23 protein-coding genes are annotated in these 24,060 nt (G+C 37.7%); 12 read left to right on the top strand and 11 right to left on the bottom strand.

The annotated features are described in order from the left end of the window. The 3 genes from PSE83_RS05190 to PSE83_RS05180 all read left to right on the top strand — a co-directional run bounded on the left by PSE83_RS05190 (position 1) and on the right by PSE83_RS05180 (position 1,790). Positions 1-789 carry a heme ABC transporter ATP-binding protein gene (locus tag PSE83_RS05190; RefSeq protein WP_036958448.1) on the top strand — a complete coding sequence of 263 codons (789 nt, stop codon included), beginning with the start codon at positions 1-3 and terminating at the stop codon, positions 787-789. A 304-nt stretch (positions 790-1,093) separates the two neighbouring features. Next, entirely contained in the window at positions 1,094-1,306 is a 213-nt protein-coding gene (locus PSE83_RS05185) for a HEAT repeat domain-containing protein (protein WP_004261718.1), read from the top strand. Between the two features lie 265 nt (positions 1,307-1,571). Then, a complete protein-coding gene (locus PSE83_RS05180; protein WP_004261720.1) occupies positions 1,572-1,790 on the top strand; it encodes a HEAT repeat domain-containing protein in 219 nt (72 codons plus the stop codon). 104 nt (positions 1,791-1,894) lie between these two features. Here the strand turns inward: PSE83_RS05180 and fghA are convergent, their stop codons facing one another. The 5 genes from fghA to PSE83_RS05155 all read right to left on the bottom strand — a co-directional run bounded on the left by fghA (position 1,895) and on the right by PSE83_RS05155 (position 5,768). Then, complete coding sequence (fghA, locus tag PSE83_RS05175; RefSeq protein ID WP_272660694.1) at positions 1,895-2,731, bottom strand: S-formylglutathione hydrolase; 837 nt, start codon at positions 2,729-2,731, stop codon at positions 1,895-1,897. Positions 2,732-2,741: 10 nt separating this feature from the next. Then, on the bottom strand, positions 2,742-3,854 hold the full coding sequence (locus PSE83_RS05170) for an S-(hydroxymethyl)glutathione dehydrogenase/class III alcohol dehydrogenase (protein WP_004261726.1): 1,113 nt from the start codon (positions 3,852-3,854) through the stop codon (positions 2,742-2,744). Positions 3,855-3,871: 17 nt separating this feature from the next. Continuing rightward, positions 3,872-4,144: a formaldehyde-responsive transcriptional repressor FrmR gene (gene frmR, locus PSE83_RS05165; protein WP_004261729.1), complete on the bottom strand. Its 273-nt coding sequence runs from the start codon at positions 4,142-4,144 to the stop codon at positions 3,872-3,874. A 192-nt stretch (positions 4,145-4,336) separates the two neighbouring features. Continuing rightward, positions 4,337-5,254: a bestrophin family protein gene (locus tag PSE83_RS05160; RefSeq protein ID WP_272660693.1), complete on the bottom strand. Its 918-nt coding sequence runs from the start codon at positions 5,252-5,254 to the stop codon at positions 4,337-4,339. Between the two features lie 187 nt (positions 5,255-5,441). Beyond that, the gene (locus tag PSE83_RS05155) at positions 5,442-5,768 is read right to left on the bottom strand and encodes a DUF1090 family protein (protein ID WP_004261735.1); all 327 of its coding nucleotides are present in this window, start codon (positions 5,766-5,768) and stop codon (positions 5,442-5,444) included. Between the two features lie 556 nt (positions 5,769-6,324). On the opposite strand from PSE83_RS05155, the gene PSE83_RS05150 reads away from it, so the two are divergent. After that, entirely contained in the window at positions 6,325-7,422 is a 1,098-nt protein-coding gene (locus PSE83_RS05150) for a fatty acid desaturase family protein (RefSeq protein ID WP_004261738.1), read from the top strand. Between the two features lie 373 nt (positions 7,423-7,795). Further along, the gene (locus PSE83_RS05145) at positions 7,796-8,740 is read left to right on the top strand and encodes an ATP-grasp fold amidoligase family protein (protein WP_036958454.1); all 945 of its coding nucleotides are present in this window, start codon (positions 7,796-7,798) and stop codon (positions 8,738-8,740) included. A gap of 71 nt (positions 8,741-8,811) precedes the next feature. On the opposite strand, the gene PSE83_RS05140 is transcribed toward PSE83_RS05145, so the two are convergent. Beyond that, complete coding sequence (locus PSE83_RS05140) at positions 8,812-9,954, bottom strand: MFS transporter (RefSeq protein WP_004261743.1); 1,143 nt, start codon at positions 9,952-9,954, stop codon at positions 8,812-8,814. A gap of 561 nt (positions 9,955-10,515) precedes the next feature. After that, the gene (gene prpR, locus PSE83_RS05135; RefSeq protein WP_050763775.1) at positions 10,516-12,132 is read right to left on the bottom strand and encodes a propionate catabolism operon regulatory protein PrpR; all 1,617 of its coding nucleotides are present in this window, start codon (positions 12,130-12,132) and stop codon (positions 10,516-10,518) included. A gap of 245 nt (positions 12,133-12,377) precedes the next feature. Here prpR and prpB point away from each other — a divergent pair, with 245 nt between their 5' ends. The 3 genes from prpB (at position 12,378) to PSE83_RS05120 (ending at position 15,956) form a co-directional block, all read left to right on the top strand. Continuing rightward, entirely contained in the window at positions 12,378-13,265 is an 888-nt protein-coding gene (gene prpB / locus PSE83_RS05130) for a methylisocitrate lyase (RefSeq protein ID WP_004261750.1), read from the top strand. Positions 13,266-13,326: 61 nt separating this feature from the next. Next, positions 13,327-14,490, top strand: a complete 1,164-nt coding sequence (gene prpC / locus PSE83_RS05125; RefSeq protein WP_094962084.1) for a bifunctional 2-methylcitrate synthase/citrate synthase — start codon at positions 13,327-13,329, stop codon at positions 14,488-14,490. Between the two features lie 11 nt (positions 14,491-14,501). Next, positions 14,502-15,956 (top strand): bifunctional 2-methylcitrate dehydratase/aconitate hydratase, encoded by a 1,455-nt coding sequence (locus PSE83_RS05120; protein WP_272660692.1) that lies wholly within the window; start codon positions 14,502-14,504, stop codon positions 15,954-15,956. Between the two features lie 85 nt (positions 15,957-16,041). Here the strand turns inward: PSE83_RS05120 and PSE83_RS05115 are convergent, their stop codons facing one another. Further along, on the bottom strand, positions 16,042-17,082 hold the full coding sequence (locus tag PSE83_RS05115; RefSeq protein WP_272660691.1) for a galactose-1-epimerase: 1,041 nt from the start codon (positions 17,080-17,082) through the stop codon (positions 16,042-16,044). Positions 17,083-17,316: 234 nt separating this feature from the next. Beyond that, positions 17,317-18,246, bottom strand: a complete 930-nt coding sequence (locus PSE83_RS05110) for a cation diffusion facilitator family transporter (protein WP_004261765.1) — start codon at positions 18,244-18,246, stop codon at positions 17,317-17,319. 299 nt (positions 18,247-18,545) lie between these two features. On the opposite strand from PSE83_RS05110, the gene PSE83_RS05105 reads away from it, so the two are divergent. Next, positions 18,546-18,983, top strand: coding sequence for a universal stress protein (locus PSE83_RS05105; RefSeq protein ID WP_004261767.1), 438 nt, complete (start codon positions 18,546-18,548; stop codon positions 18,981-18,983). A 211-nt stretch (positions 18,984-19,194) separates the two neighbouring features. On the opposite strand, the gene eco is transcribed toward PSE83_RS05105, so the two are convergent. Beyond that, complete coding sequence (eco, locus tag PSE83_RS05100; protein WP_096863322.1) at positions 19,195-19,671, bottom strand: serine protease inhibitor ecotin; 477 nt, start codon at positions 19,669-19,671, stop codon at positions 19,195-19,197. A gap of 267 nt (positions 19,672-19,938) precedes the next feature. On the opposite strand from eco, the gene PSE83_RS05095 reads away from it, so the two are divergent. From PSE83_RS05095 to PSE83_RS05085, 3 genes are all read left to right on the top strand, one after another. Continuing rightward, entirely contained in the window at positions 19,939-20,151 is a 213-nt protein-coding gene (locus PSE83_RS05095; RefSeq protein WP_004261774.1) for a DUF465 domain-containing protein, read from the top strand. 276 nt (positions 20,152-20,427) lie between these two features. Further along, positions 20,428-20,790: a nitrous oxide-stimulated promoter family protein gene (locus tag PSE83_RS05090; protein ID WP_004261780.1), complete on the top strand. Its 363-nt coding sequence runs from the start codon at positions 20,428-20,430 to the stop codon at positions 20,788-20,790. 732 nt (positions 20,791-21,522) lie between these two features. Beyond that, positions 21,523-22,341, top strand: a complete 819-nt coding sequence (locus PSE83_RS05085) for a helix-turn-helix transcriptional regulator (RefSeq protein WP_004261788.1) — start codon at positions 21,523-21,525, stop codon at positions 22,339-22,341. 240 nt (positions 22,342-22,581) lie between these two features. Here the strand turns inward: PSE83_RS05085 and PSE83_RS05080 are convergent. Continuing rightward, positions 22,582-24,060, bottom strand: a 1,479-nt coding sequence (locus PSE83_RS05080) for a hypothetical protein (protein ID WP_272525296.1), incomplete at its 5' end; no start/stop codon positions are given.

Below are 24,060 nucleotides of genomic sequence, written 5' to 3'. Positions count from 1 at the left end.
ATGCAAACAAAATCGCTCTTGTTAGAAGCACAAAATTTATCATATAAAATCAGTGAAAAGACGCTTATAGATAATGTGAGTTTATCGATTGATCAAGGGGAATTTGTGGTGATCATTGGGCCAAATGGCGCAGGGAAATCCAGTCTATTAAAATTACTAACAGGCTATAATACCCCGACTCATGGCACATGCTTTATTGAAGGCCGAGCAATGACTGACTGGGACCATAATGCGTTAGCCCGAAAACGTGCTGTGATGAAACAGCATAGCCATTTGCAATTTGCTTTTACTGTTGAAGATGTGGTTGCAATGGGCAGAACCCCCTATGGTTCAGAATATAAACACACCGCCATCAATGAAGCGTTAGCACAAACCAGTTGCCAATCATTGCGGCAGCGGGATTACCGCCAACTTTCAGGGGGTGAGCAGCAACGCGTTCAATTAGCTCGAGTATTAGCACAATTATGGCAACCGACAGCTCAACCCGCATGCTTGTTTCTCGATGAACCCACTTCTGCGCTTGATCTATATCATCAACAGCATAGCTTACGGTTACTACATCAACTTACACGTCAACGACCGTTAGGTGTTTGCTGTGTATTACATGACCTTAATCTAACCGCATTATATGCAGATAAAGTGTTATTAATTCATAATGGAAAGCTTGTCGCTCAAGGTTCCCCTACCGATGTTTTAACGACTGAAAACTTAACTCGTTGGTATCAAGCTGACTTAGGTGTTACTCAACACCCTGAAAATAACACGCCTCACGTTTATTTACGTCACTAACTCAGGCTTAATAAGCACTTTATTTAACTCATTTTAAAGGTAAAGTGCTTTATTATTTTTACCTTAATAAAAAATTATTTAGTCATATCTATTTTAATAGATAACTAATGTCTTTTAATATTTTAAATTTTTTATATCAATAATCCTTACTCTCTTAATGCACTCTAGTTAATAAGATAGTTAATAGCCTGAAAATGCGTAAAATCTATATAATGTATTAATAAAGCATTAAATTTCAAAAATAAATCTCAAGTAAATTCACTTAGAATACCTTGGTATCGCATAGGTATTTCAAAGGGTTTACATGGAAAATAACATAATTGAAACATTAATTGAATTAACACATCGTGGAAATGATGATGTTAAAATTGCAGCTATTTCCGCATTAGGTGATTATAAAGCGACCGTTGAACAACAAAATGCGATCAACCGTTTAATTGAACTCTGTAGAGATCCCAATAAGGATGTTGCGGTGTCTGCAATAAAGGCACTGAGTAAACTCTCCCACCATTTTTAGTATACAAATAATATTTTTTTATCAATCCGTTAAAGCACAGGTTTTTTAATTAATCTTATTTAATCTTTCTAATCCCTATATATGAATAGGTATGATTTTTGCTACCTATTCATACACAAACCTAATCATACTATATCCATATTAGTTGTGTTTTTTGATATTAACAAATTCTTTCATTTAGTAGCATCTCTACATTGAAATTAATATTTTGAAACAAATGGATTTTAATTAACTTTATTTCTTAATACCCTGATTAGGATAAAAGATGGATAACAAAGTCATAAATACATTACTTGATTTAACGAAAAGAAAAAATGATGATGTAAAAATAGCTGCCATATCCGCTTTAGGTGATTGTAAAATACGACTGAAACAACATAATACGATTAATCGACTACTTGAATTATGTAATGACCCAAATAAAGATGTCGCAATCAGTGCGATTAAAGCAATCAGCAAGCTCTCCCATGGAGGGTTAGAGTAGCGATTTAGGCATGATTAAAACGTTAAGGAATAGCAAGGTGAAACCAACTATTGGCCTCACCCTACAATATATCTAACACTACAATATACCTAACACTACCATACTCAGCTATTATCGTTTAAATAGCGTGCATGAAATTCAATATGTTCACCAATAAAGCTACTAATAAAATAGTAACTGTGGTCATATCCATCACGTAAATTCAAACGATATTCAAATTGCTTTTTGTCACAAATATCTACAAATAACTCGGGTTTTAATTGTTCTTGATAGAAAGGATCCGCAGTGCCTACATCCACTAAAATAGGTGGAATAGCCTCCGCTTTTCCGATTAATTCAACAGTGTCATATTGAGACCAGCTAGCTGTTTCTTCCCCCAGATAAGCCATAAAGGCTTTGCGCCCCCAAGGAACTTGGGTTGGAGCAACAATAGGAGAAAATGCAGATAAACTAGAATATCGGCCTGCATTTCGTAAGCCAATCATTAAAGCCCCGTGTCCACCCATAGAATGGCCAAAAATAGAACGTTTATCAGATACAGGCAAATGTGTTTCGATTAAATCAGGTAGTTCAGACACAATATAATCATACATTCTGTAATGATGACTCCACGGAGCTTGCAGAGCATTCACATAAAAACCTGCGCCTTGCCCTAAATCATAAGCCTCGTCATCAGCAACCTCAGCACCGCGAGGGCTAGTATCTGGTGCGATTATAACCACGCCATGTTCTGCCGCAAATTGTTGGGCTCCCGCCTTAGTAATAAAATTTTGTTCATTACAGGTTAACCCTGATAACCAATAAATCACTGGGCAGACGGTTGTTCTCGCTTGTGGTGGTAGAAAAGCTGCAAACTTCATTTCACAGCCGAGCACGGTGGATTGATGTTGATAAACATCCTGCCAGCCCCCAAAACACGCATGGCGTTCAATTCTCTCCATCAAAGACTCCTTAATCATAGTGAATAACGGTGCGGATTGATTTGCCTTCATGCATTAAATCAAATGCGTCATTAATACGCTCTAATGGCAATGTGTGCGTCACAAATGGAGACAGCTCAATATCACCCTTCATGGCATCTTCAACCATTTTTGGCAACTGGCTACGGCCTTTCACACCACCAAAAGCCGTACCACGCCATGACCGCCCTGTTACTAATTGGAATGGACGAGTTGAAATTTCTTGCCCTGCCCCTGCGACACCAATGATAATTGATTGGCCCCATCCTCGGTGTGCACTTTCAAGTGCTGCACGCATAACATTAACATTACCAATACATTCAAAGGTATGATCAACTCCCCACTGGGTTTTCTCAATCAACACTTGCTGAATCGGCTTATCAAAATCATTAGGATTCAAACATTCTGTCGCACCAAATTGGCGCGCTAGTTCAAACTTAGACGGGTTAGTATCAATGGCAATAATACGGCCAGCCTTTGCTTGCCTTGCCCCTTGAATAACCGCAAGACCAATCCCACCGAGGCCAAAAACTGCAACTGAGTCACCTTCTTGTACTTTAGCCGTATTATGTACAGCACCGATACCCGTGGTCACGCCACAACCTAATAAACACACTTCTTCATGATTGGCTTGAGGGTTAATTTTAGCCAAAGAGACTTCGGCAACAACGGTATATTCACTGAATGTTGAACAACCCATATAATGGTAAACAGGCTGGCCATTGTAAGAAAAACGTGTGGTCCCATCAGGCATCACACCTTTACCTTGTGTTTCCCTAACAGAGACACATAAGTTCGTTTTGCCTGACTCACAAAAAACACATTTTCCACATTCTGCCGTATAAAGTGGGATGACATGGTCACCAACGCTAACGCTAGTTACACCTTCACCGACTTCAACAACAACGCCCGCGCCTTCATGCCCTAATACCACAGGAAATAACCCTTCAGGGTCATCACCTGACAAGGTAAATGCATCAGTATGGCAAACACCCGTATGGCTAATTTTGACTAACACTTCCCCAGCCTTTGGTGGCATGACATCAATTTCGACAATTTTTAATGGCTCACCAGGACCAAATGCAACTGCTGCACGTGATTTCATCGTTATTCCTTCTTTATTTACCGCAAATAAGTACGAATTAATGAGATGGCATCGTCTACTGAGTCTTTTTGCAACTGTGTTGTTGCTGACTCTTGAAGCCCTTCCCGCAAATGACTCTCTAATACCCCGGCCATCAAACCATTAACTGCCCCACGAATAGCAGCAATTTGTTGTAAAATGGCGGCGCATTCAACCTCATCTTCCAAGGCTGACTCTAAGGCAAGCAATTGCCCTTTCAACTTTCTGACCCGCGTAAGAACTGCTTTTTTTTCTTTTGGGGAATGTGGCATATTTAAGCCCCTTTAGTATACATAGGGGGAGTATAGTATTGATAAGATTATCTGTACAGAATTCCTGATTTGTATGACCCAAAAAGACAAAATAATATTCGATAGAAAAGAAAAAAGAGGAAAGAGAAATAAGGAGAAACAGTAAAACGTGAATATCACGCTTTACTGTCTTCAAGAATGAATAGATTAGCACTACAACAAGTTAAAATATTTATCTGGCTGGTACTGAGGGGGAAGTGGTTGAATATCTAACATATCCAATGCATTGCGTTCAATACTATTACAAATGGCATTCAGCGGTAAATCATTTGCAGCAGTCCCAAAAGGATCTTCAAGTTCCTCGGCTAGTGCATCCCACGCTAAAAAAGTGTAAGAAATAAAAACAGAAACAAATGGCGTCATATAATGTAGGTCAACAACCAATGCAAATGGAAGTAACGAACAAAATAAGTAAACAGTTCGCTGCAAAATTAGTGTATAAGCAAACGGGATCGGCGTGTTCGTAATACGTTCGCAGCCACCAAGAACTTCCGATAGCGCATTAATATCTTTATTAATAGCTTGAAAGAGTACATCACTGATGACTTTTTTATCGCGTAATTCCCCCACCTTTAGGCCAATCTGCAATAATATTCGGCTAGTGGGAAACGGACTTCGGATAACCTCATCAAAAATAGTACGGGGTAATAACCTATACATATCAATGATTGGGCTGGTTTTCCTTAACTCATGTTTAAGGCTCCAACCAAAAGCAATCAGCAAATTAGCAAATTCCTTTTGGGCGGCCTGATCATTAGGTAATAACCCTTTAATATTTCTTAGAATATTTCTTTGGTTAATTAATAACGAAGCCCAGAGTGTGCGAGCCTCAATCAAGCGGCTGTAACATGCATTATTGCGAAAACCTAGGAATATTGCGATGGCAATCCCTAGTAAGCTAAAGGGGGCTATTGTTAAGTGTATACCTAATCGCTCATACCATTGGAAACTTAGTACTGCTACGATTGATATCATTATATTTAGAGAAAGCCGAAATGTTATTTTTGACAGTACAGAGCCATGCCAGTCGAATAACCGAAAAAACCAGTGTTGATGAGGACGAATAACCATAATAAAAAGTATACAATATTAAAAAACGACGTTAACTTATTATTTCACTGATTAATTCAATGCGCTATAGCTAGACAAAAATTAAAGTGAATATGACAATAATTACGACAAGCAGCTATAGCGCTAAATTCATCCAACACGGTTTTTAGCTTATAAATAATATTTGATTTTAATATTACGTATTGAGTTAATTTTTAGCCGCTTTTAAGCGTTCTATTTCATCTTGTAATGCTTCTATCTGCTGCTCTAAACGATCTGCTTCAGTAAAGCTATAACGATGATTTAATTTTGTTGGCCCAGTCGCCCCCGAATAATGGTCGTAACAGTTATTTTGTACATTTGAAATAGCGCGCTCTAACCCCGCAACTCTATTTCGGTTACCATGCATTTTGGCGTATTTTAGCTGTTTCTCTAGTTGATAGATTTTTTTATCACAACCATAATATTGATAACCTGCTTGAGCGGACACAGGAATAATCAGTGTTGATAAAATTATTAACAGTATTTTTTTCATATAACATTCCTTATTCGAAAAATAATTTATCTGTGGCTATTTCATCATGTTGACGCATTATTCATATAGGCAAGCTCCTAATTTAGCTTAAGTAAAACAAATATAATGGATAATTAAAACAAACCCATCTAAAATGATAACTATATTTTATTATTAACAACTTAAATTAGATTGAGTATTTTTTTCACATAATTTATTACAGACAGACACATTTTTCCCTGATACCTTAATATTAAAGGATCACTCTACAAGGATGTAGCTAGTTTTTATATTTCAGAAAGTTAATAAGTACGTGTTTTGACCAAATACTTTATAGAATATATATCAGTTTAATTAATGGTTAACTCGTATTTAATTGTTTACTTTGCACAAATTCTCAATTTATATCGATATTTCTCAAAAATATTCATCCAAAATACCAAAAATTATTATTCTTGATAAAAATTGATTCAGAATAAGTCGAAATATTTCTCCCCCTTCATATTTATTTTGCGACGCTTTACTTAGTGAAGATATACTCTTTAATTAAAAGAAGATAACCTCAAATGAGAGTAGCATGCATCACACTGACTTCGAACTCACGTTCGCAAATGCTAACGAACAACAATTTCATGCTGCATTAAAACAAGCTAGTCAAGAATATCTGCAAACTAAGCAAGATCACGTATTTGCCAGCCGATATGATCTTACTGCAATTGCTATCTTGTTTATTTTTGCTCTTCTGAGTTACCTGCCAACACTCATAACAACATCTACCTCAATTTACATATTATCCTATTTTGTATTTGTTTTACTCATCATGCTATTGAATGTGATTGGCCAGCACGATGCCTGTCATAATACCTTATTTAAATCAAGCTGGAAAAATCGGTTATTTGGCCGTTTAGTGACATTACCTTTAGGTTTAGAGCCAGAGTTTTGGCGTACACGCCATGTTCATTATCACCATCACTATGCCAACATTGAGCATTATGATTTAGATACTGAAGAAAATGGTATATTCCGCCAAACGCCATTTCAACGCTGGCGGCCTTTCATGAAATATCAACATATTTATTGGCCTTTCGTTGCATCATTATCACTCACATGGATAGCACTGGTTTTTGATTGGTCGGACAGAACAGGGAAAACACGCTTAAAAACACAGAAAGTTTTACAGGGTAAACTGGGTTGGACGCTATTTTTAGGTAGCAAAGTATGTCACTTAATATTAATGATTGGCACCCCACTGCTAGTGGCTCACAGCCATGGGATCAGCTTAACAACAATACTTATCACTTACTTATTGAGCCAAATGATTGCATCCATTTTTGTCATTTATTTATTACTCGGTACACATTGGGCAGAGACGCAGTTTTTCACTGCGCCTGAAGATAAACAGATCAAGCATGGTTGGTACCATCATAATTTTGTCACGGCTTGTGACTGGCTACCGACCCCCCATTATTTATGGCGTTTAACTGGGGGACTAAACTACCATCTTACACATCATATTTTTCCTCATTGGCATCACCGCCATTACCCTGCTTTAGCTCGCATCTTAGCCCAATTGGCGCAGCAATATGATATGCCATATCGTTGTATTGATTACAAACAACTCGTTGCGGCTCAAATAAGATTCCTAAAAAAGATGGGGCAGCCGCCATTAAAATAGTTATCTTAGTAAGTTATAAATAACAATTCTCTCAAATGTCCCCTCTATTCCCTTATTTTAGGAGGGACATTATCTAAATAAATCCTTAAGGTCTATCTTCTTTACTTTTGTTACACTTTAAATAAACAATACCCTTATTATTAATGACGAATAATTAAAACGATCGATTGAATTATTGATATAAAAGTGTACGGATATCCGGCTATTATTAACAAAATGAACATTATTTATCTTTTGTTTAATATTTATTTATTAAGAAATTATTAAATTGACCGTTACATTTATTGATGCTTTATTTAAGTTATAAAAAATATAATCAAATAAAAATTAGATTTTAATTACACACTACAATTTTAGAATGGTTGGTGCTCGCATGAAAAAAGCAGAGTATTTTATAAAAAAATTACGTACACTCATAGTGAGTGACAAAACATATCTCACTAATAAATTTACTAAAAAACTCAATTACCGCCCTGATTTTAAAGCCCCAAAAAGTTTTAATGAGAAAGTAAATTTCAGAATGTTGCGAGATAAAAATCCATTATATTCACAATTTGCAGATAAACTCGCGGTAAGGGAATATATCTCACGAACAATAGGAAATGAATATTTAGTACCTATCATCGCCACTTATAAAAGTGTCGATGAAATTGATCTAAACAAACTGCCAGAGCGTTTCGTTTTAAAATGCAATCACGACAGTGGTAGTAGCATTATTTGTCGCGATAAAGCACACTTTGACTGGCTAAAAGCTAAAAATAAATTAGATTTTCATTTAACTAAAAACCTTTACTATATTACTCGAGAACGTCATTATAAAACTATTCCCGCACAAATTATGTGTGAAGAATATATTGATTTATTCGCTAATAAAAACCGGAAGTTAGTACCAGAAACATGCAGGATCCATTGCTTCTCTGGTAAGCCTGCCTATGCAGAGATTGATTACTCAGACGAATTTGGCAATGAATTTATTAATATTTATGATATCAACTGGCAGTTACAACCCGTGACTTTTGGTTATCCAAACATGCTGGAACCCGTATCTGAGCCACCACTATTCAAAGAAATGTTACGGTTAGCGGAAATACTCGTCACACCTTTTGATTATTGCCGTGCGGATTTTTTGATGTCTGATGAAAATACCTTGTATTTCAGCGAACTTACATTTGCCCCAAATGCAGGTAGAACAGAAATATCACCGCTATCATGGGATTTCAAATTAGGGGAGCTTTGGGAGCAACGCATTGTACGTAATACAAAGCATTCACCCATTGAAGCACAACTGTCACCTTCAACCGTCAATAAAAAGAAATAATTAGAACGACAAAAAGGCCCTGTAAGTAATTCACAGAGCCTTTTATTTAGCAGTTTTATTTGTCGATAAAATTAATTTGCTAACACACTGGCTTTACGACGTAAGCTCGCAATTAACATATAAATCGCAGTCACTAACAGCACAATAAAGAAGAAATTCACTAAACCATTATGTTGGCCTAAAAACGTCCCTGCTGCGATAGGCCCCATTGCTGAACCTATACTGTAACTAAACAGCATCACTTGTGTTGCTGCGACGATATAGGAGGAATCTAAGTTATCACACGCCAACGTTATCGCCACAGGATATAGGGCAAAAGTTGACATACCGAGTAGCGCTAAAGCGACAATCATAACTAAGTAGTCACTCGAAATATAAATAACACCCATAGCAAAAACACCTAATAATGAAACCATCGCAAGTAATAAGGTTTTACTCATTAAAACAGATAATTTGCTAACAACTGGCTGTATTAACATCCCACCAAGAATAATTGAAGCCATCAACACACCGACTTGGTCGGTGGTGAATTGGTCTTTTTTCAATGATAACGGCATTAACCCATAGATAGTCCCCATGGTAATACCAGAAACCATACAACCGATAATTGCAGGTTTACTTAAACGAGCAATTTTTTTCAATGACAGTTTTTGATGCGAACCACTTTCTGGCTGGCCTTGACGTACTAATAACGGTGGCATTACCGCTAATAATAATAACCCTAATACCACCATAAACGGATAAGCACCATGGGTTCCAATAACACCAATAGCAAGCTGGCCAAGAGTGGTTCCGCCATACAATGACGTCATATAAAAACTTAAACGTTTAGCACGCTCTTTCGGATTATCGCCAATCAATAACCAAGATTCGACAACCACAAAAATCCCCGCCACTGCAACCCCTGCAACTAAGCGGTTTGGCAACCAAGCTTCAATGGTCGGGGTCCACGGCAGTACAATAACTGTCGCGGCAAGCATCAATAAAAAGCCAATAAAGGCGAGACGATGGCCTATTTTGGCAATAATTGGTTCAATTAACATTGAGCCAATTAATAAACCAATATAATACGCACTCGCTAACCAACCCGCATATTGCGTATCAATACCAAAACTTCCCATCGATAATGGGATTAAGCTCATTAAATAACCCGATGCAATAGCAAAAATCGTTAACCCTGCAACAGGAACGAATGCATTGTCGCGTTTGCGCATGATAGTAGTGGACTGATTCACGCCCAACTCTCCAACTAACAAAATAAATAATATGCGCTGCAACTACATCGTTGAATACGACAACATTGTGTTCTCAAGAAAGAACACATTTCGGCGATTAGTGCAGTAGTAAAAAAACAAAGATAGGACTAATTTGAGCGCAATATAGAACGTTCAATCATGAAGTTAAAATGAGAAAATCTAATGGTGACTAGCAAAATAATTTATGTGAGAAAAATCACGTTTTTTACGATAGTGAATTTAGTGAAAGAACAACAAGAAAAACAAAAGTAATACTTAAAAATCAAAATAATAGATAAATATAAACATCACTGTTTTTTGTTACGATTTGATACAACTTAAGTCATATGGAAAAAATCCTAAAAGCACTTAATAACAAAATAATTTATTTGTCACTAAACACGACTGAATGAATTTAATTCAACAAGTAGTATTCAATGATTCCATGAATAAAAACAACCTAATTATCTCCTTTATGGCACTCTCACTAATCCATTACCTTTTAATCACCCCCCCTCCTGAATGAATACAAATTAATTATTATTTAGTATCGTGATTTACCTGATTTGCTTTCTCTAATAAAGAAAGACGCCGCCACAGGGTTGTTCTGCTAATACCTAAGTACTGAGCTACGGCTTTACGATCACCACCAAACCTATTCATCACGTCAGTAAGCGGTTCCTTACTTTTATCGATAACAACCTCATGGCTTGTTGCATCCCATTTGCGCTCAGGAGATAGACTCGCCAACATTTCCTCACTAATGGCCTTTTCGGGGTATGCGCTACAATAAAGTGCAACTCGCTCCATTAAGTTTCTGAGTTCTCGCACATTACCGGGCCATGAATACTCAACAAAAAAGCGTTTACACGCAATTAACTGCTGTACACGAAAAGAAGGCAACGGCTGCATTAAGCCTGCAAAGGCTAACTTAAGTAACCGCTCCGCTAATACAAAAATATCATCGCCACGTTCATTGAGTGCTGGAACTCGCATTCTCAATACCCCGAGCCGATAAAATAGATCGGCACGAAAATGCCCTTCTCTTACCCAACGATCTAAATCGCAATGAGTCGCACAAATGACTCGTACATTGACTTTTAACGGTTTATACCCCCCAACACGCACGACAGAACGCTCTTCGAGCACTCGTAATAATTTTGTTTGTAATGCAATCGGCATTTCACCAATTTCATCTAAGAACAGTGTTCCCCCATTCGCCAGTTCAAATAGCCCTGCTCGGCCACCCCGGCGAGAGCCAGTAAAGGCTCCTTCTTCATAGCCAAATAATTCGGCTTCTAATAATGTTTCAGGGATCGCCCCGCAATTCACGGCCACAAAAGGCATTTGCTGTTTACTGCGCTTATGTTGATTAAATAAGGTATATTCGTGATGAATCGCTTGCGCCACCATCTCTTTCCCAGTTCCACTCGCACCTTGAATCAATACTGTTGCATCAGAACGTGCGTACAACATAATAGTTTGCCTAACACGTTCCATCGGTAATGACGAACCAATCAGGTCATTAATGGTATAACGGACTTTTGCGGGATTAGGAGGGAGATATTTGTCTTGCGAATGGTTTTCACGCCTCGACATTCGGCTTAATTCGATAGCGTCTGAGAATGCTTGTCGTATGGTTTGTGTGGAATAGACAAAAACCCCTGTCATCCCCATTTCATCAGCTAAATCCATGATGAGTCCAGCCCCTACAACAACAGAAATTCCCATTGCTTTTAATGCCTTAAGCTGAGATCTTGCATCTTCTGCGGTGACATAACTACGCTGTTCAATTTGCAAACCAAAACGTTGCTGAAATTCATCTAATGAGGAAAGTGTTTTTTTATAATTAATGATCCCGACTTTATCGCTAATCTCTCGGGCTTTGGCCAATGCTTGCATGACATCGAACCCACTAATTTTCACGATAATAACAGGAACTGAAACATGGCTTTTTAAATAAGCACCATTTGAACCTGCACTAATGATGGCATCACAATGTCCACCCTGTAATCGTTGATGCACGGCCTCTACCGCCTGCTCAAAACCAAGGTTTAGTGGGGTGATTTCCGCTTGTTCACTAAATTCAGGGCTGATATCTCGAAACAGTGTAAATAACCGAGACACTGAAACAGTCCAAATAATCGGTTTTTCCATCATCGCCATACCTTCTTACCATGTTTCATTTATGTTTCAATTGACAATATCTTGTTTCAACGAAACACACCAACCGATTATTTTAAAATTGTTTTTCCCGTCACAAATCAAAAAAAACAATATCAGTTTGATTTTAAACACATTTGCATACCCATGTAATTTAGAGCCAGATTGGCACGTCAATTGCTATATGACTATAGTTATCTCAATTTCATTACAATTAATTAACATCATATGAGGCTATTATGTCGTCATTTAGTGCAGGACAAAAATTTCGTGAGGCTATCAAGCAAGAATCTCCATTGCAGCTCGTTGGAACTATCAATGCCAACCACGCGCTCCTTGCAAAACAAGCTGGCTATAAAGCTATTTACTTATCTGGAGGTGGCGTCGCTGCGGGGTCACTGGGCATGCCGGACTTAGGTATTTCAACGTTAGATGATGTTTTAATTGATATTCGACGCATTACTGATGTATGTGACTTACCACTTATGGTCGATGCCGATATTGGCTTTGGCCCTTCTGCTTTTAATGTCGCCCGCACGGTGAAATCCTTTTGTAAAGCCGGTGCGGCAGGGTTGCATATTGAAGACCAAGTGGGTGCAAAACGTTGTGGCCATCGTCCTAATAAAGAAATTGTTTCGACACAAGAGATGGTCGACCGCATCAAGGCGGCTGTTGATGCACGAACCGATGACAGCTTTGTCATTATGGCTCGAACCGATGCATTAGCGGTCGAAGGCATTGATGCCGCACTGGAACGTGCACAAGCCTACTTAGAAGCCGGTGCGGACATGCTTTTTCCAGAGGCAATTACTGAGCTTTCTATGTATCAACAGTTTACAAGTAATACCTCAGCTCCCGTACTGGCCAATTTAACTGAATTTGGTCAAACCCCTTTATTTACTCTTGATGAACTACGCAGTGTTGACATTGCCATTGCGCTGTATCCACTGTCTGCGTTTCGAGCCATGAATAAAGCCGCTGAACAGGTTTATACAACATTACGCAAAGAGGGCACTCAAAAAAGTGTCATTCCACTTATGCAGACTCGAGAAGAGCTGTATCAAAGTATTCATTATTACGATTATGAACAAAAACTGGATGCGTTATTTTCCAAGAATAAATCCTAATTTTTAAGCACTTATCATTACTAAAAGTTGCATCGCCTCTGTCCCCTACAAGGAATAAATGATGAATGAACAACTTAGTCGTACTGAAACACCTCAATTTAAACCTAAAAAATCCGTTGCACTTTCAGGTATTACTGCCGGAAATACCGCACTTTGTACCGTTGGGCGTAATGGTAATGACCTGCATTATCGCGGGTTTGACATTCACGACTTAGCCACACAATGTGAATTTGAAGAAATCGCGCATTTGCTCATCCATGAAAGGCTGCCGACAGCAACCGAACTCGTTGCATATAAAGAAAAGTTGCAATCTCTTCGAGGGTTACCGGCAAGTGTTAAACAAACGTTAGAATCCATACCCGCGAACGCGCACCCAATGGACGTCATGCGCACAGGCGTATCAATGATGGGCTGCGTGTTACCCGAAAAAGAATCTCACCCTTTTTCCGGTGCTAGGGATATAGCAGATCGCTTATTAGCGTCACTGGGTTCGATGTTGTTGTATTGGTATCACTTTAGCCACCATGGAAGACGTATTGAAACCCAAACAGATGATGATTCAATTGGTGCGCATTTCTTGCATCTATTACACGGTAAAAAGCCCCCTGCTCAATGGGAAAAATTTATGCATATTGCGGCAATTTTATACGCAGAACATGAATTTAACGCATCGACATTCGCAGCAAGGGTTATTGCGGGAACAGGCACGGATTTTTACTCTGCGATGACAGGTGCAATTGCCGCTTTGCGTGGCCCAAAACACGGGGGGGCAAATGAAGTTTCATTAGAAATTCAGCAACGTTATGCCTCAATGGAGGAAGCAGAACAAGATATTACAGCGCGCGTTAAAAATAGTGAGGTTATCATTGGGTTTGGCCACCCCGTTTATACCCTCGCAGACCCCCGCCACCCTATTATCAAGTCTGTCGCTTTACAGTTATCAGAACAGAGCCTAAATCGACATCTTTATACCGTTGCGGATCGAATTGAATCCGTAATGAAACGTGAAAAAAACATGTTTCCAAATTTAGATTGGTTTTCTGCTGTGGCTTATCACCTTATGGGCATTCCCACCGCCATGTTTACCCCATTATTTGTTATGGCACGTACCGCTGGCTGGTCAGCACATATTATTGAGCAACGACAAGATAATAAAATTATTCGTCCTTCAGCCAACTATATTGGTCCTGAAAATCAATTATTTACTCCTATAGAACAGCGTTAAAAGGTAACCTAATGACAACACAAACCGTGCGTTCGCAACAAATTGAATTTGATAAAGTGATCAGCGATATTGTTGATTATGTAATGGATTACCCAATTATTTCTGACCTCGCCTATGATACGGCTTATCATTGCCTGCTCGATACCCTTGGTTGCGGTATGGAATCCCTTGAATACCCTGCATGTAAAAAATTATTAGGGCCTATCGTTCCAGGTACGATTGTGCCAAATGGCACAAAAATCCCAGGCACCCAATTTCAATTAGACCCAGTGCAAGGCGCATTTAATCTTGGCACAATGTGCCGTTGGCTCGACTTTAATGACACTTGGCTGGCTGCCGAATGGGGCCACCCGTCGGATAACCTTGGTGGTATTTTAGCCACTGCGGATTGGCTTTCTCGTGAAAACATTGCGAAAGGCAAGCCCCCGCTAGTTATTAGAGATGTTTTGACTGCATTAATTAAAGCGCATGAAATTCAAGGCTGCATCGCACTAGAAAATGCCTTTAACCAAGTCGGGCTCGACCATGTTATTTTAGTCAAAGTGGCATCAACTGCGGTTGTTTCTCATCTATTGGGGCTGGAAAGAGAACAAATTCTCAATGCTGTTTCCCAAGCGTGGATTGATGGTCACAGCTTACGTACCTACCGCCACAGCCCCAATACAGGGTCTCGCAAGTCATGGGCGGCAGGTGACGCCACCTCCCGTGCTGTACGGCTGGCTTTAATGGCTCAAAAAGGGGAAATGGGCTATCCAACGGCGCTAACGGCTAAAACCTGGGGCTTCTACGATGTTTTATTTAATGGACAACCTCTGCGTTTTCAACGCCCTTATGGCTCCTATGTTATGGAAAATGTGTTGTTTAAGATTTCTTTCCCTGCTGAGTTTCATTCCCAAACAGCAGTAGAGGCAGCGTTACAACTCCACCAAACCCTCGAAAAATCAGGAAAAACGGCTCAAGATATTGAGTCTATTGCCATACGCACTCATGAAGCTTGTATTCGTATCATTGATAAAAAAGGCCCATTACATAACCCAGCAGATCGTGACCATTGCATTCAATATATGGTCGCTATCCCATTAATTTTTGGTCGTTTAACGGCTGCTGATTATGAAGATAATATTGCCAAAGATGAGCGTATTGATGCATTACGTGCAAAAATGCATTGCACTGAAGATGCACAGTTTACCCGAGACTATCATGACCCTGAAAAACGTTCGATTAGCAATGGGTTAACCATTACATTGAAGGATGGGCAAGTGCTTGATGAAGTTGTTATCGAATATCCTGTTGGCCATAAACGCCGCCGTAAAGAAGGGATGCCATTGTTATTAAATAAATTTAGAATTAATTTAGCAAGGCAATTCCCAGAGGCTCAACAAATTCGAATTTTAAAAGCCTCTCTCGATAAACCAATGCTAGAAAAAATGCCCGTCAATGAATATATGGATCTATTCGTTATTTAAGACTAAGGAAATTATTAACTGGCGAGCATTAACTGGCGAGTAATTCAGCGCCTTAATATAGAGGCGCTGAATATTCACTATTGTATTAGAAAACAAATTGGTAACGCGTTTGGTTTTGATACATTTTTTGAGGAAATGCAATCGAACTGTATTGTTCTCCCCACTCAGGGTGATTGATTGCATCTGCTGGAAACTGAGTTGCTATCACTACCCCTGAATAAGGGACATACGTTCGTGTTTTCCCCGACGTTGCAAGCAGGTTATTTCCACTGTACACATGTAATGCAGGCTGCGTGGTTGCGATATTTAGCCGCACATCACCACTTGGTGCCCCGAGGGTTGCCACCGTCTGCAGACCATCGGTTAATGTATTGTTTAATATAAACGTATGGTCATACCCCCCAACTCGACGTTGGTCATCATCTTGTAAGAAATCTCGGCCAATCCGTTTACTTTGGCGAAAATCAAAATTTGTATCTGCAACGTTATACCACTCTCCCGTTGGGATACCGTCCATATCTGTCGGCAAATATTGGTCTGCATCAATATATAAATCATGTTCCAAAGCCGTTCTGACCGAGTCCTCCCCCGCTAAGTTAAAGTAGATGTGATTCGCAAGATTAACAGGGCAAGCTTCTGTCGATTGATAAGTATGGTGAATAACGACTTGATTATCTTCTGTGAGTTCATAGCTCACTTCAACGTCTAACTGCCCCGGAAAGCCTTGATCACCAACAGGCGACGTCAAAGAAAAAACAGCTTTTTGAGGTGTTGGTTGAAAAATACCCCATATGCGATGGCTAAAACTGTGTTTTCCACCATTCAAGCAATGTACACCTTGGTTATTCGCAAGTTGATAATGCTGTTCATTTAGCGTGAATTGTGAATTGTTTATGCGGTTAGCAACTCGCCCAACGATTGAACCAAGGTATACCCCTTGTTCCATCTGTTTAGCCATATTGGGTGAACCTAAAACAACATCTCGTTTTCCTGTTGCTAGCGGAAGTATACAGCTAACCCAACTAGCTCCTAGGCTACTGAGAATAACCTTCATACCATTTTGATTAGTAAGGGCAATAACCTTTGGGGCGCGAAATGTCTGACATTGTTCTTGAGTTAACCGCATTTTTTCCTCAATCGTTCAATAATCACTATAGAGAGCATTTTTTGGGGTTTGCTACATTTGCCCTATATTTTGAAACAAATACCTTATTGTGCCATCTTGAAACTGCTTATTAATTTTCGCCTTGTTATCAATCAGGTGCAATAATTAATGTGTTGATTTTACATAATAGCTTGCAATAAAAAACCGAGCCACTTTAAAGCTCGGTTTTTATCGAAAAATAAAATAAATGTATGATTAATGCTTAGCGTCTTTGTCATACGGGTCAAGGTGGGTCATAACATCCAAAATTAATGGGTTTTCCATCAATTTTTTACGCACATTTACCGCAATTTCATGGCCAACAGTAATACTCATATTTCCATCAAGCTCTAAATGCACATCCACCAATAAAAAGTCACCCGATTTACGTGTTTTTAAATCATGATATCCCGATAACTCACTAATATTATCCAAAACAGAACGGATTTCCTGCAAAGTTTCTTCGTCTGCGCCTTTATCCATTAAATCTTGCATGGATTGATTGGTGAATTTAAACCCCATCCGAAAAACAAATGTCCCTACAATCAACGCGGCCAGTGGGTCAAAAATTTTAAACCCACACAGGCTACCAACAATACCAATGGCCACCACTAGGGAGGAAGCCGCATCGGAACGAGCATGCCATGCATTCGCCACTAACATACTGGAGTTTACTTTTTTCGCGACATGCAACATATAGCGAAACAGCCCCTCTTTTGCGACTAAAGCAATCAGTGCAACAATCAATGCAATTGAGTGAACTTCAGGAATTAACTCAGGTTTCAGTAATTTTTCAATCGCTGACCAAACCATTCCCACGCCCACAATTAATAAAATAATACCTAATATTAATGAAGCGCCATTTTCATAACGAAAATGACCATATGGATGGTCTTCATCTGGCTTCTTGTGGCTTTTCTTATTGGCTATCAGCACCACAAAATCAGCGACCAAATCCGATAATGTATGAATACCGTCAGCGACTAACCCGGAAGAATGAGAAAAAATACCAACAATTATCTGCCAAATCGATAAGAAAATATTTACGACAACACTGACTAAGGTACTTTTTTTTGCGGCTTTAAATTTTATTTGTTGGATTTCAAAATCACTTTTTTTCTGTGTTGAAGCATTATTCATAGTCATAAAATGGGTTCTTTAATGAAAAACAAAACAATTATCATTCAAATAATACATTTAAATCAATTAGTTAAGCAAATTACCGCGATCTTCGCATATATTTTGTTAAAAGTCTCTGTGTGATTTGTAAATAACACTGAGAGTTGATAATAATTATTCTTTCTTTTCAAAGAAGAAGCTATGTCATTTTTAGATTATCGCTATAAATGCGCACGTTATAGCATTTATTACTTTTCATTTAACTTATAGTATATTGTAGATAACCTTTTGTAATTAATTTTAAATAATACGAAAATGAGGTAGCTATGTATAAAAAAATCCTAGTCCCTATTGATTTGTTAGAAGATGAATTAAACCAAGAGATCATCAAACACGTTGAGGCACTAGCGCAACTAAGCTCAGCTGAAATTCATTTTCTATCCGTTATTCCGAGCCTTGAGTTATTTTTTGGTATTGAAATTGCCGCATTACCAGAAAGCAACAAAGATTCTGCGGAACGCTCAATCCTTGCAATGCGTGCGTTAGAAGAAGTCATTAAAGATATCAAAGTTGCTGATGAACGGATTAACTGCAAAATTGGTATTGGTTCAGCTAAAGATGAAATTTTAGATTATGCGCAAGAAATTAGCGCAGATCTCATTGTTGTTGGCTCCCATCACCCAAGCACTTCAACCTATTTATTAGGTTCAACAGCCTCTGCAATCGTGCGCCATGCGAAAACATCTGTCTTCGTTATTCGCTAAATTGGTTTCTATAAAAAATGCCGCTAAATGCGGCATTTGAGGTTGTTGACAAAGCGGGATAAAAGCGTGGTTTTTCCCGCTTTGTGTTATCAGCCGAAAATCAATAAATTGATTTTCCTGATTTATTTTCAAAACCTATTAGACTTACCGCCAAACATAATATGTTTGTCAGCAGTCTGAATGCCGCTAAACGCGGCATTTTCTTTAATATTTATTTTGTAACTGAATCAATTAATTTATCGTCTGTAGACCAGATACGATATTTTACTTGCATATCTTTCGGAGCATAAACCACAATCGGTAATTTACTGTTATAACGCACAAATGCATCATCGCCTAATTGAGTCGTCACAAAACGGTCTTTTGCAGGCTCAGAGCATCCCATCATAGTAGATGCAGGGCCTTTTACTTCGTCGAGTTTATAATAATCATAGCCCCAGCCTTCCAACGTCTTTCTGTCTAGATCACCCATAAACCATTGGCGGTTACAATCTGCTTTGATCGTTTTTCCAATAACTAACTCAATCATAAAGTCATTTTCATTTTGTTGCTTGGTTAATTCAATCACATGACGAGTCATACCCGATTCTGCTTTTGGGTATGGCGCGATCTTTTCCAAATCTTCCGTTGCTACTGCACAAGATGAAATTAGTGCCGCCGCCATTACAGATAAAATCGCTTTTTTCATTATTTATTCCTATTTAAGAACACAAAACCAATTTTTAAAACCAGTCTTTTATCCATGTTAAGTCATTTACACCGTAATTATCACTATAGATGATTCTTAATTACAAAAATATAGATAACTCAGGTAAAAGCCATGTAATACTACTTAATTCTAGTAGAAGGATCATAAAACTAATAAAAATTATGTAAATTACAAGCTATTTGGATGTACAAAATGCATGCACTGTTTATACTGAAACTGAGGCTTAATATATTCTGAGGAGGTAGTATGTTATCAGCAGATCAAGATTTAGTTTCAAAATTAATCTCTACACATCCCCGTTTTCAAACTCTTTATGAAAAACATCATCAACTCGACAAAGAAATCAGTAAATTAGAAGGGCCTTCTGGTGCTGGTTACAATGAGCATGTCGCTAAGCTAAAAAAAGAAAAATTACATCTTAAAGATGAAATGCAAAAAATAATGCTCTCGAGTCAATAGGTTATTACGATAATAGTATTAGTTGTTTTTCTCAAATAATGAAATTCAAAAACTGGGCTAACATCCTAAAAGATAATGATATTCTATCGATCATTTAATGTTAGCTAGCGTTGTTTCACACTAATATAAGAGGGTATTTTTTTATTACCCTCTTTTTATTACGTCGAAGAACTCACCATTTTATTGAGTCCCATCAATAAAAACACAAAAAAATTATCATAAATCAGCCATAAATTGTATATTAAATATATGTTTTGTTTTTATAGAGAATTTTCTATGGTTGGCAAACGCATACACCGTGAAATTAAAACGATTGAAAAAATGATAAAAATCTATGAGAAAGCCTATCCAGCACCAGCAGAATCACCTGATTTTTATCAAAAACTATTTTCCTATGCCGTTAATAGATTAGAAAAATGCCGATATGGAGAAGAAAAACCAGCATGTAAACAATGTCCAATCCATTGTTACCAACCCAAAATGAGAGAGCAGATGAAGCTAGTTATGCGCTGGGCTGGCCCGAAGATGTTAATCCATCACCCAATTCTCGCTATACGTCATTTACTTGATGATCGTAAACCAGTCCCTGATTTACCAGCTAAAGTAAGCAAGCGAGCAACTCAGAAACAAGAGCCATAATTAGTGAGCCTATAGCTCAAGCTTAGTCCTCTATTTAAAGCAAAGTACAACATGAGGAGAAATAATAAAGCACAAAGATGTTGAAAAATGGCGAACAACAAGTAGTAACTCTAAGGAACTATTTATAAAAATATATATTTAAAATACCTATTAAAGCAATTACAGAAACCTATCAATTAATAAATGAGACTCAAGTCACAAATAAACAGCAATACCCACACATCTTAATAAATTAAATAAATCATATCGATTAAAAAAATAAATAACTTAGATTAACAACCATTAATTACATTAATAAAATTAATAAATAATAGTTTTACCGAAATTTAGAGTCATCATTAGTATAGCTAAAATTCATATTACTATGCTAAAAATGACAAGTAAGCAAAAAGCAGAAAAAAAACACGGTTTAGGTGTAAAAAACGATAACATATTAACATACGACTAATTTTATCAATTCAGATTAAAAATCCAAACTAATTAAAATTATAAGTATAATAATTAAATTACCCCACCAATGACACAAAAAATACCGAGCAATTCACAAAAACAACTCGAAAAAAGTATATTTAGAAACATTTATTTATATTTAGAATTATAATGTGACACAAAATTAATCGATTTATATAATTTCAATCATACTAATAACATCCATGCTTTATATCACCAGATAGGAATAGTTGAATATTTTATTTTGAATTTATATTTAAATACGATTAAAAAGGTATAGTCATGCAAGCAATAAACTCACCAAATCGACACTTCATTAAACAGATAAACATTGATAGTAACGCGGCCCATAACATTATTGACTTAGAAACTAAAGGGCTTTTAATCATAGAACAAGGCTCTGTGTTACTAGAAACCCCAGCTAACTCACAATCTTTAAATGAAGGCGATATTTTATATCACAAGCAGGGAGCTTACTCATTACAGCTCACTGAAACAACAAGTTGCAAATTACTTTGGATATCCTTGGATGATAACTTTTTGCGTAGTTTCATCGCCAATCATGGCACTGAGTTAAGCGAAATAGACCGCAATGAAGGCTTACCCTGTGATATCATTAAATTTAATTCATCCCCTCTCATTGAAGAAATCAAATCAAGCTTAAATACATTTGTTAATAACGAATACCCTGACGTCATTTTCTCACTCCGAGTTAGTGAATTACTGTTATTACTAAGCTACAGTGAACAAGGTGCTTTATTGCTATCTAATTTTAGACAGCTAAGTAGTCGCCAAATAGAACGTCTACAAATGTTTATGGAAAATAATTATCTTAAAGAGTGGAAATTAAGTGAGTTCGCACGTACTTTTGGTATGGGATTAACAACATTTAAAGAACTGTTCAATACCGTTTATGCAACGTCACCACGCGCATGGATCAGTGAAAAACGTATTATGTATGCACACCAGTTGTTAATTAATACTACAATGAGTATTGTAGAGGTTTCTATGGAAGCAGGCTTTTCAAGTCAATCTTACTTCACCCAAACTTATCGAAAACGGTTTGGCTACACACCGAGTCGGTCAAGAATAGCAGCTTAACCGCTCAGTAAGACTCTAACTCATGCCCTGTCAGTTATAGAAGTTTAAACTTCACTATAATCTGGCAGAAAGGCAAACATCAAATCCTTCCTTTAAATATTCACATTCACTTCTTATACTTCTTATACTTCTTATACTTCTTATACTTCTTATACTTCTTTCAGATTGATACATCACAAAAAAGGTAATTTGCCTTTCAGTGACAAATTACCTTTAAGATAACCTTAAATAAAAGCTATGCTATTTCGCTTTGATTATTTTTAAATCAATAATTGACATGGAGTTTGGTGGTACCTCACCTGGTATGCCTTCAACGCCATACCCACCTTCAGGTTTAATATAGACTTTAACCATTCCCCCTTCCCCTGCTCGTTCGACAAAGGAGTTTAATGGTGCAGGTAACTGATTATAAGGTAATGTGACAGGGTTTTGATCGGTATACAACACCGTAACCTTACCGTCAGTTAATTGCTCTCTCATAATAAAAGTCACGTCTTTATTTTTCACGTCTTTTATCGGTGAGCCAACTTGAATGATTTTATAGTAAGTATTGCTATCGAGCTTACTGTATTTTTGAGCGGTAATTTGCTCAATAATTTTTTGGTTTTTCTTCGCATTTTCTGCGGCAATCACTTTTGCATCTTTGCTAGGAGGAATTCGCCCAGCCAGACCAGTACTCGATTTCGAACCACCTCTTGCTTTTAATGCATCATTTTCATTTTGTAATTGAGTTATCTGTCGATTTAACGCCATAATTTGTGATTTTAAAGCTTCATCACTCGAAATGGATTTACTTGAATCCAATTCCGTTTGTAGTTTTTTCAATTTCTCTTGTGCTAATGCCAACTCTTTTTGAGAGTTCGCTTTTAAATCACCAAGAAGTTTATTCGTGTCTGTCAGTTTTTGCTCAATTTCAGACTGTTTCTTTGTTTTAGCCGCAATATCACTTTCAAGTTTGCTGATTTTGTCTTCTTGAGCCTTAGTCTGCTTAGTAAATTGCTGGTTTTGCTGGTCAAGTTTTTTCTTCTCACTTTCTTGGGCAGCAAGAGCGTCACTAATTGATTTTTTCTCAGATTCTAACTTGGCAATAGCGCTTTCTTTTTCTTTCAATAATGTAACTTGTTTATTTAAGTCCGCAGTTAACGCTTTAACTTGCTTGTCACTTGCTTGACCTACTAGCGCTGTTTGTTTTTCAACATCTTTTTGTAATTTCAGCAGTTCTGCATTAGCCTGTTCCAATTGTTTTTGAGCATTAACAAAATTTTGTTCATTTTGTTTTAAGTTTTCTTGCAATTGTTGCTGTTGCTTTTGGCTCTCAACATATTGTTTTGATAAAACATTCTGTGCTGCTTGCTGCTCAGCCAACTGTTTTTTTGCTGTTGCTAATTCAGACTCTAACGTAATTTTTTGTGCTAATTTGGCAGTTTGCTCTGCTAAAGATGCTTGGATCTTATCTGCTTGCTGCGCTTTCTGTTTCAGTTGCGTAACAAGCTGCTGGTTTTTCTCCGCTAACGCTTTTGCATCTGCTTGCTGTTTGGCGAGCGCCTCACGAGTTACTTTACTTTCCGTTTCAGCTTTCTTCAACCCGTCTTCTTTTTGCTTCAGCAAAGCGAGTTGTTTGTTTAAATCTGCCGTCAGCGCTTTAATCTGTTGGTCGCTGGCTTGATTCATTAAAGCTGTTTTTGTTTCAACTTCATTCTTCAGCTTCTGCAAATCCGT

It is taken from the genome of Providencia sp. PROV150, from assembly GCF_028481025.1.
Taxonomy (GTDB): domain Bacteria; phylum Pseudomonadota; class Gammaproteobacteria; order Enterobacterales; family Enterobacteriaceae; genus Providencia; species Providencia hangzhouensis.
Note: the sequence above shows the minus strand (reverse complement) of the source record. Positions and strands in the feature narration are given on the sequence as shown.

What these genes read in the sequence shown, in the direction of transcription:
- PSE83_RS05140 (WP_004261743.1), bottom strand. Translation starts at nt 9,954, where the DNA reads ATGCGCAAACGCGACAATGCATTCGTTCCTGTTGCAGGGTTAACGATT.
- prpB (WP_004261750.1), top strand. Translation starts at nt 12,378, where the DNA reads ATGTCGTCATTTAGTGCAGGACAAAAATTTCGTGAGGCTATCAAGCAA.
- PSE83_RS05110 (WP_004261765.1), bottom strand. Translation starts at nt 18,246, where the DNA reads ATGACTATGAATAATGCTTCAACACAGAAAAAAAGTGATTTTGAAATC.
- PSE83_RS05085 (WP_004261788.1), top strand. Translation starts at nt 21,523, where the DNA reads ATGCAAGCAATAAACTCACCAAATCGACACTTCATTAAACAGATAAAC.
- prpC (WP_094962084.1), top strand. Translation starts at nt 13,327, where the DNA reads ATGAATGAACAACTTAGTCGTACTGAAACACCTCAATTTAAACCTAAA.
- fghA (WP_272660694.1), bottom strand. Translation starts at nt 2,731, where the DNA reads ATGGAGAGAATTGAACGCCATGCGTGTTTTGGGGGCTGGCAGGATGTT.
- PSE83_RS05115 (WP_272660691.1), bottom strand. Translation starts at nt 17,082, where the DNA reads ATGCGGTTAACTCAAGAACAATGTCAGACATTTCGCGCCCCAAAGGTT.
- PSE83_RS05180 (WP_004261720.1), top strand. Translation starts at nt 1,572, where the DNA reads ATGGATAACAAAGTCATAAATACATTACTTGATTTAACGAAAAGAAAA.
- PSE83_RS05120 (WP_272660692.1), top strand. Translation starts at nt 14,502, where the DNA reads ATGACAACACAAACCGTGCGTTCGCAACAAATTGAATTTGATAAAGTG.
- PSE83_RS05105 (WP_004261767.1), top strand. Translation starts at nt 18,546, where the DNA reads ATGTATAAAAAAATCCTAGTCCCTATTGATTTGTTAGAAGATGAATTA.
- eco (WP_096863322.1), bottom strand. Translation starts at nt 19,671, where the DNA reads ATGAAAAAAGCGATTTTATCTGTAATGGCGGCGGCACTAATTTCATCT.
- frmR (WP_004261729.1), bottom strand. Translation starts at nt 4,144, where the DNA reads ATGCCACATTCCCCAAAAGAAAAAAAAGCAGTTCTTACGCGGGTCAGA.
- PSE83_RS05090 (WP_004261780.1), top strand. Translation starts at nt 20,428, where the DNA reads ATGGTTGGCAAACGCATACACCGTGAAATTAAAACGATTGAAAAAATG.
- PSE83_RS05150 (WP_004261738.1), top strand. Translation starts at nt 6,325, where the DNA reads ATGCATCACACTGACTTCGAACTCACGTTCGCAAATGCTAACGAACAA.
- PSE83_RS05185 (WP_004261718.1), top strand. Translation starts at nt 1,094, where the DNA reads ATGGAAAATAACATAATTGAAACATTAATTGAATTAACACATCGTGGA.
- PSE83_RS05190 (WP_036958448.1), top strand. Translation starts at nt 1, where the DNA reads ATGCAAACAAAATCGCTCTTGTTAGAAGCACAAAATTTATCATATAAA.
- PSE83_RS05145 (WP_036958454.1), top strand. Translation starts at nt 7,796, where the DNA reads ATGAAAAAAGCAGAGTATTTTATAAAAAAATTACGTACACTCATAGTG.
- prpR (WP_050763775.1), bottom strand. Translation starts at nt 12,132, where the DNA reads ATGGAAAAACCGATTATTTGGACTGTTTCAGTGTCTCGGTTATTTACA.
- PSE83_RS05155 (WP_004261735.1), bottom strand. Translation starts at nt 5,768, where the DNA reads ATGAAAAAAATACTGTTAATAATTTTATCAACACTGATTATTCCTGTG.
- PSE83_RS05170 (WP_004261726.1), bottom strand. Translation starts at nt 3,854, where the DNA reads ATGAAATCACGTGCAGCAGTTGCATTTGGTCCTGGTGAGCCATTAAAA.
- PSE83_RS05160 (WP_272660693.1), bottom strand. Translation starts at nt 5,254, where the DNA reads ATGGTTATTCGTCCTCATCAACACTGGTTTTTTCGGTTATTCGACTGG.
- PSE83_RS05095 (WP_004261774.1), top strand. Translation starts at nt 19,939, where the DNA reads ATGTTATCAGCAGATCAAGATTTAGTTTCAAAATTAATCTCTACACAT.